The following is an 18,097-nucleotide window of genomic DNA, read 5'->3' on the forward strand; positions in this document are numbered from 1 at the left end:
ACATCCCGCTGCTGTAGCTGGCAATCCGCAACCTTGTGAAGATTTGATGACATGAGAAAAACACCTGTCTGGAAAAGCATCGCCCTGAACCTGACATCCGACATTGCGGAAGGTCGGTACAACACCGGCGACCGCCTGCCGACCGAGGCACAACTGGCGGCAAAACACGGGGTCAACCGCCATACGGTACGGCGCGCGTTGTCGGATCTGGCGGACCAAGGTCTGGTGCATGCCCGTCGCGGAGCCGGTGTCTTTGTCGCGGCCCGTCCGACCGATTATGCCATCGGAAAGCGCGTCCGATACCACAAGAGCATCTCGGCCAGCGGTAAGATTCCCGGCAAAAAGATCCTGACACTCACAACGCGCGCCGCAGATGAAACAGAAGCAGAGGCCCTGGAGATCGCTTCAGGCGACCAGGTACACGTATATGACGGACTGTCTCTGGCGGATGGGCAGCCAATCGGGCTGTTCCAAAGTGTCTTTCCCGCGGACCGCTTGCCCGGCATTCTTGAGGCGCTATCCGAGACAGAATCGGTAACGAAGGCTTTGCAGCACTGCGGTGTTAAGGATTACACCCGCATCTCAACCCGCCTGAATGCGCGCGCGGCGACGGCAACACAGGCCCTGCACCTGCGACTGACAGAAGGTGCGCCTGTACTGTATTCCGTCGGCATAAACGCAGATCCTAATGGTCTGCCGATTGAATTCGGGCGAACCGTATTTGCCGGAGATCGGGTCACCCTGACGCTGAACGAGGACTAGGCCGTAGCGACCCTCCCGCCCGTCTTCGACCTCCTGACTGAGGTCTCATCCCGTTGGGCTTACCCCAATCCCAAAAGGACAAGCCTATCATGCGCTCGGCGACGATGTTGACGTGCCAATTGGCTCGTCGGCTCATGCCGGGTTCCAAATTGTTTTGGCCCAGTAACATCTGCCATTCATAACTGGAGAACTGGGAGCGCTGATCAGAGCGGGCAGTGAACTTACTTGCGGGCTAAAGGTCTTGGCAAAGGCCCATACCGATCTCGATCTAGTCCTTGACCAATACACAAGGACGGCCAATCGTGTGATCAAGCTCATTCAATTGGATGAGGCTCAGGCCCGATCCGAGGTCGGATCTCTGCGCGACACATCAGAGGCCATCGAGGCCTTTCTGAAACGCCACCTGAGCGATGAGGAAGACCTTGCGGTTCCAATCATCCTGCACCACCGCCTAAGAGGGTAAGGCCACACATGACCGACCATTCCAAACAGGAAGATCAGGCCCATGCCTCAGAACGCCGCGCACGAGGAGAGTTCGTGCGCGGCGTCAGTGGATTCCGACATGCTATCGGCGATCCAGAGTTCCCGGCTGAACCAGGGCGCTATCACCTGTTTGTTGCGCTGAATTGCCCATGGTGTCATCGGGTGACGCTGGCGCGCAATGTGTTGGGTTTGCAGGACAGCATTTCGATGGATGTGGTCTTTCCCAATCGCACCACAGAAGACGACCCAGAGGGTCCGAACAACTGGCAGTTCGCCCCCGAGCTTGTTGCTTCGGCAACTGGGGCGACGTTGCCTGAATGCACCATGGAAACCGCAACGGGACAAGGTTTCAGGTTGGTTCGCGAAATCTACCGGACTGAAGGCTCAGAAGAACGTTCAGTTCCGATCCTGTATGACAAAATAGCCGGCCATATCGTCAACAATGAAAGCGCAGAGATCATTCGAATGTTGAATGGCAATGCGGCGCTGCTGGGCAGCTTCTGCAATGAAGCCAACCGGCCCAACCTTTACCCGTATGATCCTGCGATCCGGGCTGAAATTGACGAACTGAACGTGCAAATCTACGTCGCAATCAACAACGGGGCATACAAGGCCGGGTTCTCGTCTGATCAAAACGTCTATGCCGCCAGTTTCGGGACTTATTTCAAAACATTGGCGCAGTTGGAAGAACGCTTGACCAGCGATGGCAGACCATTTCTTACCGGGAACCGTTTTACAGAAGCCGATCTACGGCTTTTCCCAACCCTCTACCGCCATGATCCGGTTTACTACCTGCGCATGAAGCTAAATGGCGCCAAGATCCTTGATTACCCGCACCTCTGGCACTGGCTTTGTCGCGTCCATGACCTGCCCGGGGTGGCGAAAAGCAGTTCATTGGATCACTGTCGGCAAGGGTATTTCGGCCGAAGCTGGAACGGTGTCATTCCCGCAGGCCCGTTCGTGCCGATGACGTACCCAAAAGCTTATGGGCATCCTGAACTGGCGGTTCAGCACGGGGCTTCGTCGGTCATTCCCAAGACAAATGTTTAAAGCGCCGAAGCAGCGAACTTGGTATAAACTGGCACGGATTTTTCCAACCAAGAGAGGGATATTGCCATGGGAATTCGGCAGACTGAGGGACGCAAACGGCTTTATGACAGTGTTCTCGACACCGTAGGTGACACGCCCTGCATTCGGATCAACAAGATCGCGCCGTCGCATGTGACAGTCTATGTGAAATTCGAGGCTTTCAATCCTGCAGCTTCGGTCAAGGATCGATTGGCGCTGAACATTATCGAGGCGGCGGAACGTGACGGGCGGCTGAAACCTGGACAAACTGTTGTCGAGGCCACATCCGGCAACACCGGGATCGGCCTTGCGATGGTGTGTGCTGCCAAAGGGTATCCCCTGGTGTTGACCATGGCCGACAGCTTCTCGGTAGAACGCCGCAAGCTGATGCGCTTTCTGGGGGCGAAGGTCGTGCTGACGCCGCGCGCGCAAAAGGGCTTTGGCATGTATGTCAAAGCCAAGGAACTAGCCGAACATAATGGATGGTTTCTGGCCAGCCAGTTCGAGACGTCGGCAAATGCTGACATTCACGAGAACACCACTGCCCGAGAAATCATGGCAGATTTCGAAGGTGAGCGGCTGGATTACTGGGTCACCGGCTATGGCACCGGCGGAACGGTTTCCGGTGTCGCGCGCGTTCTTCGGAAAGAACGCCCCGGCACAAAAATCATCCTGACAGAGCCCGCCAACGCAGCGATTGTGTCATCGGGTTACACAAACACCCGCAACGAGGGTCACCAGCCCACCGAAAGCCATCCGAATTTTGAACCTCACCCCATTCAGGGCTGGACCCCAGACTTTATCCCATGGGTTCTGCAAGAGGCGATCGACAAAGATTACTACGATGAATTGATCCCTGTCCCCGGTGCCGAGGGGATTGAATGGTCCAGACGGCTGGCGTCGGAAGAAGGGATTTTCACGGGAATATCTGGTGGCTCGACGTTTGCTGTTGCTATGAAAGTAGCCGAGCAAGCGCCAAAGGGATCCGTTTTGCTGGTAATGTTGCCAGACACGGGCGAGCGCTATCTCTCCACACCACTTTTCGACGGGATCGAAGAAGATATGACCGAAGACGAGCGCGTGATTTCGATGTCGACCCCTTCGGCACAGATGGCCGCTGAATAGGCAAAGCACACTTCATCTGGACGCTTCTATGACTATGGCATTCGGGACGGTCTGCGCCCCGAATGCGCTTTTCGCAGCTCGCTCACAACCTTCGGAACACGCGGGTCACTCTGTTGTCGAATTCGCACAAGACGTCGTCACCCGAATGAATTCTTATCGCTAAATCAATTGTATATGCCCGGGCGTTTCGCCGATTTTCGGGTTTGAAGCTTGACTCGGCGACCCTCCCTTCGTGCATGATGGAAGAATAAGCATCGTATTTTAGCTGCTTTTTCGAACGGTCTGAATTCTCAGGAGGCGGACGATGGAAGCTATTGTTAACGGCATTAACTCTATTCTTTGGAACTACGTCCTGATCTACGGGTTGCTCGGCGTCGGCGTATTTTTCACCATTCGTCTGGGCGCGCTGCAGTTTCTACATTTTGGCGAGATGATCCGAGTTCTGACCTCGTCCAAATCCACTGACAAACGCGGAATAACACCGTTTCAGGCACTGACCGTTAGTCTGGCGTCACGCGTTGGCACCGGGAACCTGGCCGGTGTCGCTGTGGCTTTGACCCTGGGTGGCCCCGGCGCAATCTTCTGGATGTGGATCGTAGCCTTGGTCGGGATGGCCACGGCTTATTCCGAAAGCACTCTTGCGCAACTTTACAAGGTCACGTCTTCGAACGGGAGGTACCGTGGCGGTCCTGCTTTTTACATGGCGAATGCGCTGAACGCGCCCTGGGCCGGTGTGATCTTTTCGATCTGCCTGATCGTCAGTTTCGGTCTGGTTTTTGTCGCCGTCCAATCCAACTCAATCGCCGAGGCGTTCGAAGGCGCGTTCGGGTTGAACAAATTGATTGCTGGTCTGGCGCTGGCGGCTGCCGCTGCTGTGGTCATTTTTGGCGGCATCCGAACCATTGCCCGGTTTGCCGAAATCGTCGTGCCGCTCATGGCCGGGCTTTACCTGTTGCTGGCCTGCGTCGTCGTTGTCCTGAACCTGCCACAGGTGCCTGCAATGCTGTGGTCTATCGTTGCAGGAGCCTTTGGCCTTCAGGAAGCCGCAGGCGGCGTCACAGGTGGCGTGATGGCAGCAGCGCTCAATGGTATCAAGCGCGGGTTGTTTTCAAACGAAGCTGGCATGGGTTCGGCCCCCAATATCGCAGCTGTTGCCACACCGGCTCCGCATCATCCTTCGAGCCAGGGATTGGTTCAGGCGTTTGGCTGTTTCGTGGATACCATACTGGTCGCCACCGCGACCGCATTGCTGATCCTGCTGTCTGGCGCTATCGAACCGGACGGGGCCACCGGTATGCGTCTAACTCAGGATGCGGCAGCGGTCCATCTGGGTGAAATCGGCCGCCATTTTATCGCAATCGCAATCGTGTTTTTTGGCTTTACGTCGATATTGGGCAATTACTCATACGCAGAAAACGCCATGACGTTTCTGAAGCTGGAAGGCAAAGTGCCCATCTACATCTTGCGCCTGGGTTGTCTTGCCATGGTCGTCTGGGGCGCGGTGCAAGCGGTCAGCACAGTGTTCAATTTTGCAGATGCAGCCATGGGCGTAATGGCAACCATCAACCTGGTCGCCATCGTGCTGCTGTCGGGCACAGTGTACAAACTGACCGTGGACTATTTCACGCAGCGCAGACAGAATCTTGAGCCCCGCTTTGTGGCAAGCAAATTCCCTGAATTTGACAAAGGCGTAGATCACTCGGTCTGGACGGAGGAGGCACATGCCGAGCCCCAGCGTGATTGAAACCGGCGAATTGCAGGTCATTCTGGATGACATCGCCGATCGGGTAGCCGGCATGTCCGACCGCGGGAAGGTCGCCCAGTATATTCCCGAACTTGCCAGTGTTGACCTGAACCAGTTCGGCATCGCTGTCGCGCCCATTGACGGCGCACCTGTTTCGGCCGGAAATGCGGACACGCTGTTTTCCATTCAAAGCATTTCCAAGGTTTTTTCCCTGACAGAGGCCCTGCAACATGTGGGCGCGACCCTTTGGCAACGTGTGGGGCGCGAACCTTCGGGCGATCCGTTCAATTCAATCGTCCAGCTCGAACATGAACGTGGAATTCCCAGAAACCCGTTTATTAACCCCGGCGCCATCGTCGTGGCCGACGTTCTGCTAGAAGACCGAAGCTCTGATGAGGCGGTCAACGATGTACTGAACCTTTGCCGGACGCTCGCAGAGGATGCGTCCATTCAAGTGGATAAAGCCGTTGCAGACTCCGAGATGCGGACAGGGTCCAGAAACAGGGCACTTGCGCATTTCATGAAAGCCGAGGGAAACCTAAAAGCGCCGGTCGAAGATGTTCTGTCGCTGTATTTCCGCCAATGCAGCATCGCCATGTCGTGTCGTCAGTTGGCGGTTGCGGGCCGCTATTTGGCCGCCGCAGGCCAGAACCCTGCAGACGGTTCAACCGTTCTGTCCGCGCAGCGCGCCCGCAGAGTGACTGCGCTGATGATGATGTGTGGATCTTATGACGCCTCGGGCGAGTTTGCATTCCGCGTCGGACTTCCTGCCAAAAGCGGTGTCGGCGGCGGCATCCTGTGTATTGTTCCAGGCGTCGCAGCCGTCACAGCCTGGAGCCCGGGACTGGACGCAAAAGGCAACTCTCATCTGGCAAGCATTGCATTTCAGGAACTGGTCCGCGCAACCGGTTGGTCAGTGTTCGGGCCAAGTATTTGACTGCCGAAACACGCCGTTCACTCACGCCGCTGCGCTCGTACATTCCGCGTGGTTTTGCGCAACCTTCCGGGGTTCCTCCTGTCAGCCGCTAAGACACGTGGCATTCGGCCGGCGTGTGACGGACTTTCCCAAGAAATCGAGAGGTAGCATCCACTCGGCTTTTGCAGCGTAGCGTTTCAACAGCAAATATAATAATGTTTCAATATGACAAACAGCCTGCGCTGTGGAGTCGGCATTCTGAAGGGGAGATTAGAATGAAATTGCAGTGTGTTTTTGTGTTGTCGATGGGCTTTGCCGCCTTATCAGCTGAAGCGCAGGAAAACCCAATTCAACACGATGCGGAATTCTATATCCTTCAAGCACAGCTTGGATCGCAATGGGCGCAGGATGACGCGGCCGTTGACGAAGCGTTGGCTGCGTTTCGGGAAAGTAACGGTGGAAACCCTCCAAATATCGTCAGTGTACTGATCGATGACTTGGGCTTTGGGGATATGGGCATCCCAGAGCTGAATGCAGTACGCGGGTATGAAACACCAAACATTAATGACTTCTCGGATCAGGCCATGCGGATGGTTCGGATGTACACCGAACCTTCGTGCACACCAACGCGCGTGGCACAAATGACCGGACGCCTGCCTGTCCGTATGGGTATGGGGAACACACAAGTTGATATTGCCGGAGAAGGCCTGCCGGGTGGCGAAATTACACTCGCTGAAGTGCTTAAGCAGGCCGGCTACTCCACGAGTCATGTTGGCAAATGGCATATGGGTGACATTTCAGAAAGCTGGGCAATGAATCAGGGGTTTGACTATGCCCAGCATGCGATTCATCAGCAGGGGCAGTTAACCATATTCCACGATGACGCGATTAAGGAGCAGGTTTCCGTAGCCATCAACGATTATGACGACAAGTATACTGTCGACAAGTGGTTCCGCCCCGACGCCTCGGCCATGATGACCGTGATTGAAGGCGAGGCCGGGGGTCCCATCCGCGAAATTAGGATGAAACCCGGCGAACGCTGGAACGCGGCCAAGTATGACGAGATGAACCAAGCCTTCCAAGACAAGACCATGGAAGAACTAGAGCGCTTGGCTGGTGGCGAGGATCAGTTCTTCCTGCAATACTGGCCGATGATCCCACTGGACAACACACGGACCGGCCGGACCGGACCAAAAAGCGCAAATGGCGGCCTTTATGTCGACAAAATGCAGTTACTTGACCAATGGCTTGGAGATCTCTTTGCCAAGATTGACGAGCTTGGATTGGCTGAGAACACCATCGTTATTGTAATGGGCGACAACGGCCATTTTACCAAATATTCACCGCAATCTGGGTTCACACCGATGATCTTCCGTGGCGGCAAGGCTGATACCACTGAAGGTGGCGTGCGAGTTGACGCCTTTATCCGATGGCCCGGCATGATCGAAGCGGACGGGCTGCTCAACAGTATCATCCACGTCTCGGACCTTTATACCACCTTGTCGCGCTTTGCCGGTGCTGATGAGTTCATACCGCGCGACCGCCTGATTGACGGAGTGGATCAATCCGCTGCGCTACTTTTTGACGATGAATCCAAATCGCGTCGCGATCACGTGATCATCTATTCGGACAAAAAACCCGAGGCGATCGTCAAGGATCAGCTCAAACTCATCTTACCGCCTCCGGGCAAGAACCCGATCGCGGCCAAGTTCTTTGACCTCTATAGAGATACTCGTGAAGAATTTTCAGTCTCGACCGAGGTTGGCGCATGGGGCGGCCAGGAGTTTGTGCGCATCTTGGGTCGTCACATGGCACGAAAGGAAAAATTCCCGGATGTGCCTCCAGCTTATGGCGCGCCCTATGAGGGGATCGAAAACACCCGCCCCGAAACCCAGCTAGCCGTAGATGCGTTTCTCATAAAACGCGCGGCACCACAGCAATAATCCCTGACCGCCCGCAGTTTTCCCGCAGGCGGCCTATTGGAACCCGAATATAGGATAACCATATGGCAGAAAACATCATTTTCGCTCTGGGTTTAGTCGTTTCACTGGGTATCGGGTTCGTCTATTTCCGCGATCTTGGCGACATTTCGCAAATGGTGCTTAAGGTTAAACGCAAAAACATGATCCGGTTTATCCGGCACGAATACCGCCTGATCGCAGTGGGGTTGAGCGGATTTGCCATCGCTACGCTTGCGCATTTCATTCTGGGCGGCGGGCCGTTCTGGCTGTGGCTGGTCGCGACGCTATTGGTTCTTGTTCTGTATGGATTTCCCTATGTGTGGGTCCATCTGGGGCTGAGGAACCAACTCAACAATGCGGCCTTCTTTCCTATTGCCGAGGCGCAAAAATTCATCGGCCCAACCGCGCCGGTCATCGTTATTGAAAACAATGGTCACGCCCGCGCGCATCCCGATGCGCAAATCATGCGACCCCATTTGGCCGGCAATGCTGACGGGCTGGGTGGCGAAGATATCGTCATGACCTTTTGCGCGATGGCCAACCTTGGGCAGGGCTATGCCCCCCGTATCGAAGGCAACCGGCTGGATCTTGAAGTGCTGGCCCAACATGGCAACAACCTGATCCTGCGGGACAACGAAACCGGGGAACCCATCCAGCAGATCTATGGGTTTCGCGAGACGGATCGCGATACTGGCGCGGATGGGCCCGCCTGCCCTGTGCGCCCCGAAGCAAAGATGCAGCCCTGGCCCACGTATCGGATGACGTTCCGCGGATTTCAAAAAGCGTTTCCCGATGGCGAGGTGTATCTGAACACGCCCTCGCCCAACCCAATCTTGCGGCTGCTGGACATGGTGACCGAGATAACCTTTGGCTGGGGGATCGCACGCCAGCATCAGGAAGATGCGCCCGTCATGGACAACATGGACAGTGCGGACAATCGGCTTCCGAACAAGACCTATGTCTGGGGGATCACGATCGGCAATGATGCCGCCTGCTGGACCGATGATTTCGTGGTCGAGAATGACTGGATCGTAAACGCAAATGTCGGTGGGCGTGACGTGGTTGTCAGTCTGGACCCAAAGTACGAAAGCCTTGGCGTTTGGTACAATGACAAAGGCCAGCCCATCACCCGCTGCGATTTCTGGGGGATGTCGGATCAGGGAAAACTGCAACGCGTCGAGACCCTGCGAGCGGGTGTATTCTGGCATGTCTGGTCCGAGTTCTTTCCGGAAACCGATATCAACCGTGTCGGTGCGCGCGTACAACAGTCTGGCGAAGCCGCTGAATGAGTGAGCAATCAGATCAGATTGCCAAATTGGAACAAACGGAGGATCAAAATGGTCTTTAAGAGGGCAATAACAACCGCTGCGTGGGCCGTGGCGACCTGGATTCCAATGACAACTGCCGCTGTGGCGCAGCAGTCCGATTGGTCCTATGAGGCAACAATATACCTGTTCATGCCTGAAACAGAGGTTACGCAAGAAACGGCCCGCGGCACCGTTGATGGAACGCTGAGTTTCTCTGACGCGCTGAAGAATCTCGATCTGGCCTTCATGGGCGTCTTTGGTGCATCGAACGGTCGCTGGTCACTATTGGCCGACTACAACTATGTGGACGTCTCTTTCAGCAATGACACGCCCGGTCCGGCAAGCTCTGGTCTTGAAACCTCTCTCACAACGCAATTTTTCAGCGGCTATGTTGGGTACCGGGCTTATACTACAGATACGTCCTACGTGGACTTGGTTGGCGGTTTCCGCTGGTTTCGGACGCAGACCGATTTCACCGTCCTTCCCGGAGCAGCCCCGGGCCGGTCCGTCAGTGTCGATGAAAGCTGGACAGACCCGGTCATCGGTGTTCGAGCCCGCGTCGCATTCAACGACAGGTGGTCTGGCACTGGCTTTTTTGATTACGGCGGCTTCAGCAGCGACAGCGAAACATGGCAGGTCTTGCTGACTGCGGATTATGAAATCAACGACAGGTGGGTGATCCGCGGCGGTTATCGCTATATCTCTTTCGATCACGAGATTGACGGCAACGATTTCACGTTCGAACAGTCCGGCCCCATGATTGGTGCGACTTATCGGTTCTGAGGGGCTCTTTTAGCCCTTCAAACCTTACCCGATCCAAAGTCACTTAAACGACGGGGTGATCATGACCGCGTAATTGTAGGCCAGCATGGCGGCGTCTTCGCGGTTGAATTTGACTGATGAGAGCTTACGTAGGTCGACTTGCGTGGGCCCGTCAAATAGCTTTGCAACATCGACGTTCATGTGCAGGTCCACATCGCCCTCAACAGCGATATCCGGTGGCAACTGGATATCGACCTCGCGCGCGTTTTCCGAAAACCCAACGTGATAGACCAACGGCGAGACCTCTGCGCCAATCCGCAGCGTTCCTTCCATCACGACGAATTTATAGCCGACCTCCCAATTCCATGCCATTTGACTGTTGGGATCAAGATCCCCGCGCGCTTGGATCGAGCCATTGGCTTCTGGGTCTACGCCGATCATGAAACGGACGTGTTCAATGCTGCCCAGAGGAATGTCGATCAGCCTGATCGAATGGGTTGTTTCCGGATTGTCGAACCGGAGCAGATGATAGCTGTCAGGCTCAGCAAACAGTGCCCCATCTTGCGAGACGGTCAGGTTGCTGAGGTAGAGCCGAAAGTCACGAACCCTGAACGTGCCGGGCCCGCCGGGGTTTTCGTACAAGAACTCATCAAATACCAACGGATCGTCACCCATCTTCGCGTGAAAGGTCAAAGTGATCGACGTGGTGCGCTGCGGACCAAGAGCAAAGAACAGCGCTCCGCCAACGACCAACAGTATCGCAAGCCCCGTCATCCAAATACGCATCAGCTGTCTCCTCCGAAAGGATTAGAAAACTGTGTGTTTGTCAGAAAACCCTCATCCGTCAGCGTGTGCAGGAACGCGATGATGGACTGCACCTCGTCGGGCGTCATCCGCAAGCCCACAGTGTCTTGCCCGGCCTCTGGCGCGTTGTCGGCCTCAAGGATCAATGGGCTGAGCGTATCGCTGACGACTATCCCGTCATTGTAGTGATCCATGACCTCCTCCAAAGTCTCGAACCGGCCATCATGCATGTAGGGCGCGGTTACGGCGATGTTGCGCAGTGTCGGCACCTTGAAGAAACCCTTGTGCGCCGGATTGCCGGTCACGGCCATCAGGCCATCCGGCAGGTCGTCATCGGAATCCAGCCCATTGTTTGAAAACCCATCCAATGCGTCCCGAAACCCGGATGTCAAAAACTGGCTGTGGCAGTCGATGCAGTTCCCACCACGCAACGAGACCTTGGTGTCCGGATGCGCCATGAACAGTTTGCGCCCGTGTTCTTCCTGTGCGCTCAATCGCGCTTCGCCACGCAGAAACCTGTCGTATTTTGAATCCGACGAAATCAGCATTCGCATGAAGGTCGACAACGCCCGGGCCACGTTTTCGGCGCTGATTTCCCCGTATGCTTTGCGGAACATCCGTCGATAATCGCGGGTTGCCTGCAATTCAGCTACAAGCTCTTCCAAATCCTGATCCATCTCGTCCGGGTGTTGGATCGGAATCAATGCCTGCGCTTCCAACGACGTTGCGCGACCGTCCCAGAAGAACCGCTCTTGGCCCCAAAGAAGGTTGATCAAACTCATGGAGCTGAACTCCAGCTCTCCGCCAGACAATGCGGGTGACTTTGCCAGACCATCAGTGAAGGCAAGGGCCTGCATATGGCATGTCGCGCAGGACACCTGATTGTTACCGGACAGGATCGGATCGTAGAACAGGTGGCGCCCAAGGGCAAAGGCCTCTTCTGTCAGCGGGTTGTCCGGGGGCACAGCAAAGCGTCCAAATACGAAGGGCGCCGAGAAGCCAGCAACATGCGTTGCCGTGGGCCCGCGTGCGCGGTCCCAGAAGACCCACGCCGTCGCCGCGATCACCACGGCGACGGCCGCTGTCAAAAACACCCGAAGCATAACGCCCCCAGAGCATTAATGGTGGTGTACAAAACCCGAACCGAACAGCCCTTCAACGTTGTCCACACCTTTGTTGTAGCGCTCTTTGAAATTGACCTCGGCGATACGTTCGCCGGTCTCAAGATCATGGATCGTGATCGTGTGTGCGCTCAGGTCGGCAATGAAATCCACATCCGTTGGGTCGTCATCAGCCGCGTTGCCCAGATTGAGCAGGTTATTCTGAACGGCGATCAGGTCCCGGCCCGAAGCGGACGTGAAAAAGATCATGTGATGTGCACCCGGGTCGGCAACGATGTCCGGCCCGCTGGACACAAGCTCTGGCAAAGCTGCCAGTTCATAGCGCTTCACGACACCCGGTAATCCATGGGAGATGAACAGCTCATCTTCAGTGCCATAGAATTCCAGCGGAACAGCGGTTTCATTGGCCACACCACTATATATGACTTCGGCTTCACCAAAGGTTTTGGAACCGGCGTCATAGGGGATTTTCCAGGTCTCGAATCCGAACATCGTATTGGCCAGAATGGCCGGTTCAATGTCAGCATGCATGTCAGGCCGTGCGAACAGGACCTCGACCGGTGAAGATGGAAAATCCAACGGCTTTTCGTTTTCCACCACGATGTTTTGGATGGGTTCAAGCGTGTTGAGGTCTATGATCGTCAACACATTCCCCACGCCAGTCGCCATATCGGGATGTATCGTCGACGTGACCACCATGCGGTCGTCAAACGCAGATATCCCGTGTGGGTACATGATATATGGCTCACCGTCGCCAACTTGGCTTTTGCGTGCTTCGATAATTTTGACCACCTCATTAGTCTGAGTGTCAAAAACACCGACCGAGCCGCCATCATCGCCCCCAGTGCCACCCATGAAGGTCACGAACATATACTCCTGTCCGTTCGACGTGGCCCACATGATGTCCTCGCCAACGATCTGCCCTTGGGTATCCAGACAGGTAAAGCCCTCAATCACCGGCGTTCCGCTGGAATCGCGGGATAGTCCAATTTCAGCCAGGCTGCAGGACGGGTCCAAGCCGGTCGAATACAGGCGCCCGTTCGGGCTGTAGTAGAGGTGATGCAGAGGATGCTGAATATCGGGTTGCTCAACTTCGCTCAGTAGCTCTCCGAACTGGTCAGATTCCGGATCCAACTCGACAATCGCGATGCTGTGCTTTGTATCCAACGTCGGCAAACCGCGCAGTAGAACCATGCCCTGACTTTCCTCGCGGGTCTGAGACTGCGCCGGTGTTAGGCCAACCATCAACAGCCCAGAACTGATAAGCACGCTTTGCGCAAGCATTTTGATTTTCATAATTCCCCCCTTGCGATGAAACTTCTAAAAATGATTTTGAAATTCACCTTACGTGGCGTCATATCACATTCAGGAAACTGCATCAAATTGGGTTGCGATCGAGCACAAAAAAACGCCGCCCCGATCGGGACGGCGTAAGCTGAATACCTGCAGGTTGACTGCCTTATGACGCTTGGACGGCCTTCATAAAGCGGTCGCGGATCACAACCGGGTCCATCGTGATCACCGGCATCTTGGCATTGCCGCTTTCGCACTTGCTGACGATGATTGTCATTTGGCCGCTTTCCAGCGCCGCCTGCAATGCGGCGCCAGTGTCTTCGGCCTGGCACTCGACCACATTCTCGCAACCACAGGCCTGCGCCACAGCCGCCAGCGATGTCTTTTTGCCCGCGTAAGTCGGCTGATCCCCGGTCGACCCATAAGATCCGTTGTCGACAATCAGCAAGATGTAATTGTCAGCCACGTTGTTGGCGATGGTCGGCAAGGTGCCGAGGTTGGTCAGGATAGACCCGTCGCCGTCGATTACGATGACCGGCTTTGGCTGAGACAAGGCCAGACCCAGGCCGATGCTTGAGGCCAGCCCCATGGTGCCCAACATGTAAAAGTTCGTCGGCTGGTCGTCGATGGCGTGTAACTCCTGGCTGGGAATGCCAATGTTACAGACAACCAGTTGATCCCGCAGGATCGGCGCGATTTCTTTCAGGATTTCAGAACGGATCATTGGTCGCCATAGCCTCCCCAGAAATTGGCGTCGGTCAGAATGGCGACCGGCTTGTTGCACATGAACGTGTATTTCAGGATCGCATCCAGCTCTTCGACATCCGATTGATGATGAAAGTGGTAGGTCGGGATGTTCATCTGGGCCAGAAGCGCCTTGGTATGCACCGCCATCTCGACCTGGCAGGCGACGGGTTCGCGCAACTCTCCGCGATATGAGATCAACATCGGCAAAGGCATACGGTAGTATTGGATCAACGTTGCCAACGTGTTGATGGTTACGCCGATGGCCGTGTTCTGCATGATGATCGCGGGGCGTTTACCGCCCATCCAGGCACCGGCGCACAGGCCCATACCCTCATCCTCTTTGTTCGACGGAATGTGAAAGATGTCTTCACGCGCGTCGATTTCGTCGATAACGCCTGCCAATTGCTTGCACGGAACCGTGGTGACGAATGAGATGTCGTTGGCCACCAGATCGTCGGTGATCTTTTTGTCTATGTTCATGTCCGATATGTAAATCCTGTATGGGCGCTATAGGCGCGATTGACGGGTTAAAGCCTGCGGTGCACATGCACGGCGCAAGGCGCATGACGGACGACACGCGAGGCGGTCGATCCCAGAAAATAGTCGCTGACGCCCGGTTCGTGCGAACCGATGACGATGCAGTCAAATTTGTTTTGTGTCGCAAAGTCGATCACCGTGCGAGCCGTGTGACCTTTGACAATCTCGGCCTGAACGCCTTCAAGCCCCGAAACTTTTTCCCGCAACAAGGTGCGTGCCGCGCGAAAGCCTTCGGCGACGACATCCTTGTCGAGATAGGCACTGACAGAGCCCTGAGGCATCTCGTAGACATGCAGGGCCACGATCTCGGCCCCTTCTGCCGACAAGGCTTTGGCGATTTCCAAAGTGTGCGGCGAAATCCCATGATCCAGCGCCATTGGGACGAGAATTTTTTTATACATGAATACCTCCGTTTCTGCCTGGACTAGACCCAGGGTGCGAGGATGATCTTAGGTGCGGCCACAGCACCTTTCCGCAAATCGCGAAAGGCGTCGGCAGCTTCAGACAAGGCCCGTTCCTGTATCCAGTTCAACGGGCCCAAACGGCCATCGAATATCGCCTGCGCGGTTTTTCTGAAATCATCGGCAGTATAAGTATAGGTGCCGATAAACGTGATCTCCTGCAAGGTCATACGACGTATATCCAAACCGCCGGCATCCTCACCCAACCCAACATGCACGATAACGCCTCCCGGCTGAACGTGATGGGAAGCGGCAGCACGGGTTGCAGAATACCCCACAGCGTCAACAACCAGTGAGAACGTATCATCCGTGGCTTCAACCACATTGAAAGAGCCCAAACTCTGCAAATAGGCGCGCCGCATATCATTCGGTTCGATGATGACAATATCGTCAACGCCGACCGCCGCCAGTGCCAAAGCTGCCGCCACACCAATCGCGCCGCCGCCAATCACCAACGCATCACGCGCCATACCCTGATGCAGCGCCTCAAGACCCAAACGAACCGCGTGCCAGCTAACCGCCAATGGCTCAGCCAAAGCCGCCTGCTGAAATGATATATGGTCCGGCACCTCAACCAGATTTGCATCCGGCATTGCGACATATTGAGCAAAAGCCCCTTCACGCGGTGGCATCGAGATGATCTGCCGACTGGAACACAGGTTTTCCCGACCTGACTCACACGCTGGGCAAACACCGCAGTTGACCAAAGGATTGATCGTTACGCGCGTACCGTCGCGTGGACCTCCTACAATCGTCCCTGCGGCCTCGTGGCCCAGAATAAGCGGCGCAGGCCGGCGCGCGTCGTGACCCAAATAGGCGTGCATGTCCGAGCCGCAAATCCCGACGGCCTCGACCCGTATCAGTTGCTCACCTATGTCCGGCGCGGCATCTGGCACGTCCTCGTAAGCCAAAAGCTCAACACCCTGATAAACAAGCGCTTTCATTTCGCTGTAAACCCTCCGTCAACCATCAAAACTTGCCCTGTGACGTAGTCTGACGCCCGTGAGCACAAAAACAGGATCGGCCCATCGATATCCTCCATCTGCCCGTTTCGGTTCATACAGGTTTGTGCCGCGTTACGGGTTGCCCGGTCGGGGTCATCGAACACGGCCTGGGTCAGCTCGGTCGGGAAAAACCCCGGCCCGATGGCGTTTGCAGTGATGCCGTCAGCGGACCATGCCTCGGCCATGGCCCGCGTCAGTTGCCCAACCCCGGCCTTACTGGCTCCGTATGCAATACCGCCCGGAAAAGCCCGCGTGGTCTGGAGCGAGGCGAAATTCACGATCCGCCCCCATCCGCGTTCTTTCATTGCAGGAACCAATGCCTGGCTTAGGAAAAACGGCGCGCTCAGGTTCAGCTCAAGCGTCTTGTCCCAGCCTTCGGCGGTCACGTCATCTGCCACTTCGCGCGTATTGATGCCCGCCGCATGCACAATGATGTCTGGCGCGCCAAAACTGGCTGCGACCTCTTCGGCGAGCGATGCCACGCGCGACCGATCGGCCACGTCGGCAACAACTGTGGCCACGCTGTTGCCCCCCTCAGCTTGCAATTCTGCCAATGCTTCCGGTCGGCGGGCTACACCGACGACGCACGCCCCCGCTGAGGCCAACACAAGCGCTGCTCGACGCCCAAGGCCCGCGCTTGCGCCGGTCACGCAAGCGACACGCCCACTCAGATCGAACAACGCGCGTGGATCATTCATCGGCGGTCAGGTTGAACTGTTCGTCAGGGAAATATTTGGCAAGGCGCACGTCCGCAGCCCGCGCATGCCCCTCCATGCCCTCCAACCGGGAAATACGAGCGGTCGCCTCGGCAATGGACTTCGAGCCTTCGCGTGTAGCGCGCTGCCATGTGACGATCTTCATGTACTTGTGAACGCTCAAGCCGCCGGTATAGCTGGCCGCGCCGGATGTCGGCAGAACGTGGTTCGTTCCGGTCGCCTTGTCACCGTAGGACACTGTGGTTTCTTCACCCAGGAACAGCGATCCATAGCAGGTCAACCGACCCAGCCACCAATCTAGGTCCTCGGCCTGAACGGTCAGGTGTTCGGGCGCATAATCGTCCGAACAGGCCGCCATTTCTTCACGATCTGAACAGACGATAACTTCGGCATAATCGCGCCACGCAGCAAAGGCGTTTTCCCGGTTGAGTTCAGGCAGATCCTCGATCAGTGCTGGCACCAGCTCCATGACTTTTTGCGCTAGATCCCGGTCATCCGTCACCAACCAAACCGGAGAATTGTACCCGTGTTCCGCCTGGCTCACCAAATCGGTGGCAACGACATGCGCATCTGCGGAACCGTCCGCAAGGATCAGGCTGTCCGTCGGCCCGGCAATCATGTCGATGCCAACTTTGCCATAGAGAATACGTTTAGCCTCGGCCACAAACTGATTGCCTGGGCCCACAAGAATATTTGCGCTCGGCAGGCCGAACAAACCATAGGTCATGGCGGCCACGCCCTGAACGCCGCCCATAGCCAGAATGCTGTCTGCACCGCAGATATGCGCTGCATAGACAATCGCAGGCGCCACGCCTTCACCCGGACGTGGCGGCGAACAGGCTGTGATGTGGCGGCACCCGGCAACCTTTGCCGTAGTGACCGTCATGATCGCGCTGGCAATATGGCTATAGCGTCCGCCGGGCACATAGCAGCCAGCCGCGTCCACAGGGATGGCCTTTTGGCCAGCGATAAAGCCCGGGACAATTTCCATCTCAACGTCAGACACCGTGGATTTCTGCGTTTCGGCAAACCGGCGAACGTTGTCGTGAGCAAACCGAATATCCGCCTTGAGCCTATCGGGGACAAGCGCGCAGGCGGCCTCGATCTCATCGGCGGTCATCAACACGTTGCCGTCAAACTTGTCGAACTTGACCGCATATTCCAGCGCTTTGGCATCCCCGCCAGCCTCAATGTCGGCAAGGATTGTCTTCACTGTATCATGCACTTCCGTGGCATGAGATTGAGCCGTCAAGGTCGCCTTTTTCAGATAGTCGCGAGGCATATTC

General features: G+C 56.0%; 18 protein-coding genes. 9 read left to right on the forward strand and 9 right to left on the reverse strand.

The genetic code is table 11. The annotated features are described in order from the left end of the window. Window positions 1-51: 51 nt before the first annotated feature. From phnF to QMP16_RS12770, 9 genes are all read left to right on the forward strand, one after another. The gene (phnF, locus tag QMP16_RS12730; RefSeq protein ID WP_282120764.1) at window positions 52-762 is read left to right on the forward strand and encodes a phosphonate metabolism transcriptional regulator PhnF; all 711 of its coding nucleotides are present in this window, start codon (window positions 52-54) and stop codon (window positions 760-762) included. A gap of 304 nt (window positions 763-1,066) precedes the next feature. After that, entirely contained in the window at window positions 1,067-1,225 is a 159-nt protein-coding gene (locus QMP16_RS12735) for a hypothetical protein (RefSeq protein ID WP_282152670.1), read from the forward strand. Window positions 1,226-1,233: 8 nt separating this feature from the next. Next, window positions 1,234-2,295 (forward strand): glutathione S-transferase C-terminal domain-containing protein, encoded by a 1,062-nt coding sequence (locus QMP16_RS12740; protein WP_282152671.1) that lies wholly within the window; start codon window positions 1,234-1,236, stop codon window positions 2,293-2,295. 66 nt (window positions 2,296-2,361) lie between these two features. Then, window positions 2,362-3,438 carry a PLP-dependent cysteine synthase family protein gene (locus QMP16_RS12745; protein ID WP_282152672.1) on the forward strand — a complete coding sequence of 359 codons (1,077 nt, stop codon included), beginning with the start codon at window positions 2,362-2,364 and terminating at the stop codon, window positions 3,436-3,438. 304 nt (window positions 3,439-3,742) lie between these two features. Further along, a complete protein-coding gene (locus QMP16_RS12750) occupies window positions 3,743-5,182 on the forward strand; it encodes an alanine/glycine:cation symporter family protein (RefSeq protein ID WP_282152673.1) in 1,440 nt (479 codons plus the stop codon). Further along, complete coding sequence (locus QMP16_RS12755) at window positions 5,160-6,119, forward strand: glutaminase (RefSeq protein WP_282152674.1); 960 nt, start codon at window positions 5,160-5,162, stop codon at window positions 6,117-6,119. The genes QMP16_RS12750 and QMP16_RS12755 overlap by 23 nt, the downstream gene beginning before the upstream one ends. A 254-nt stretch (window positions 6,120-6,373) precedes the next feature. Further along, window positions 6,374-8,041 carry a sulfatase-like hydrolase/transferase gene (locus QMP16_RS12760; protein WP_282152675.1) on the forward strand — a complete coding sequence of 556 codons (1,668 nt, stop codon included), beginning with the start codon at window positions 6,374-6,376 and terminating at the stop codon, window positions 8,039-8,041. A 62-nt stretch (window positions 8,042-8,103) separates the two neighbouring features. Beyond that, on the forward strand, window positions 8,104-9,348 hold the full coding sequence (locus QMP16_RS12765; protein ID WP_282152676.1) for a DUF3179 domain-containing (seleno)protein: 1,245 nt from the start codon (window positions 8,104-8,106) through the stop codon (window positions 9,346-9,348). Between the two features lie 105 nt (window positions 9,349-9,453). Continuing rightward, the gene (locus tag QMP16_RS12770; RefSeq protein ID WP_109312619.1) at window positions 9,454-10,149 is read left to right on the forward strand and encodes an outer membrane protein; all 696 of its coding nucleotides are present in this window, start codon (window positions 9,454-9,456) and stop codon (window positions 10,147-10,149) included. Window positions 10,150-10,188: 39 nt separating this feature from the next. Here QMP16_RS12770 and QMP16_RS12775 read toward each other — a convergent pair whose 3' ends face one another. The 9 genes from QMP16_RS12775 to hisD all read right to left on the reverse strand — a co-directional run bounded on the left by QMP16_RS12775 (window position 10,189) and on the right by hisD (window position 18,093). Further along, entirely contained in the window at window positions 10,189-10,914 is a 726-nt protein-coding gene (locus tag QMP16_RS12775; RefSeq protein WP_282152677.1) for an MbnP family protein, read from the reverse strand. Beyond that, on the reverse strand, window positions 10,914-12,035 hold the full coding sequence (locus QMP16_RS12780) for a cytochrome-c peroxidase (RefSeq protein ID WP_282152678.1): 1,122 nt from the start codon (window positions 12,033-12,035) through the stop codon (window positions 10,914-10,916). Before QMP16_RS12780 ends, QMP16_RS12775 begins: the two co-directional genes overlap by 1 nt. Window positions 12,036-12,050: 15 nt before the next feature. Beyond that, the gene (locus QMP16_RS12785) at window positions 12,051-13,349 is read right to left on the reverse strand and encodes a hypothetical protein (RefSeq protein WP_282152679.1); all 1,299 of its coding nucleotides are present in this window, start codon (window positions 13,347-13,349) and stop codon (window positions 12,051-12,053) included. Between the two features lie 163 nt (window positions 13,350-13,512). After that, window positions 13,513-14,070: a sulfopyruvate decarboxylase subunit beta gene (gene comE / locus QMP16_RS12790; protein ID WP_282152680.1), complete on the reverse strand. Its 558-nt coding sequence runs from the start codon at window positions 14,068-14,070 to the stop codon at window positions 13,513-13,515. Beyond that, window positions 14,067-14,573 carry a sulfopyruvate decarboxylase subunit alpha gene (gene comD / locus QMP16_RS12795; protein ID WP_282152681.1) on the reverse strand — a complete coding sequence of 169 codons (507 nt, stop codon included), beginning with the start codon at window positions 14,571-14,573 and terminating at the stop codon, window positions 14,067-14,069. The genes comE and comD overlap by 4 nt, the downstream gene beginning before the upstream one ends. A gap of 47 nt (window positions 14,574-14,620) precedes the next feature. Next, on the reverse strand, window positions 14,621-15,031 hold the full coding sequence (locus QMP16_RS12800) for a universal stress protein (protein WP_108860897.1): 411 nt from the start codon (window positions 15,029-15,031) through the stop codon (window positions 14,621-14,623). Window positions 15,032-15,054: 23 nt separating this feature from the next. Continuing rightward, window positions 15,055-16,035 (reverse strand): zinc-dependent alcohol dehydrogenase, encoded by a 981-nt coding sequence (locus QMP16_RS12805; RefSeq protein WP_282152682.1) that lies wholly within the window; start codon window positions 16,033-16,035, stop codon window positions 15,055-15,057. Further along, window positions 16,032-16,793, reverse strand: a complete 762-nt coding sequence (locus QMP16_RS12810; protein WP_282152683.1) for an SDR family NAD(P)-dependent oxidoreductase — start codon at window positions 16,791-16,793, stop codon at window positions 16,032-16,034. Before QMP16_RS12810 ends, QMP16_RS12805 begins: the two co-directional genes overlap by 4 nt. Continuing rightward, entirely contained in the window at window positions 16,786-18,093 is a 1,308-nt protein-coding gene (gene hisD, locus QMP16_RS12815; RefSeq protein WP_282152684.1) for a histidinol dehydrogenase, read from the reverse strand. The genes QMP16_RS12810 and hisD overlap by 8 nt, the downstream gene beginning before the upstream one ends. Between the last annotated feature and the right edge of the window lie 4 nt (window positions 18,094-18,097).

It is taken from the genome of Ruegeria atlantica, assembly GCF_947495585.1.
Classification (GTDB): domain Bacteria; phylum Pseudomonadota; class Alphaproteobacteria; order Rhodobacterales; family Rhodobacteraceae; genus Ruegeria; species Ruegeria atlantica_G.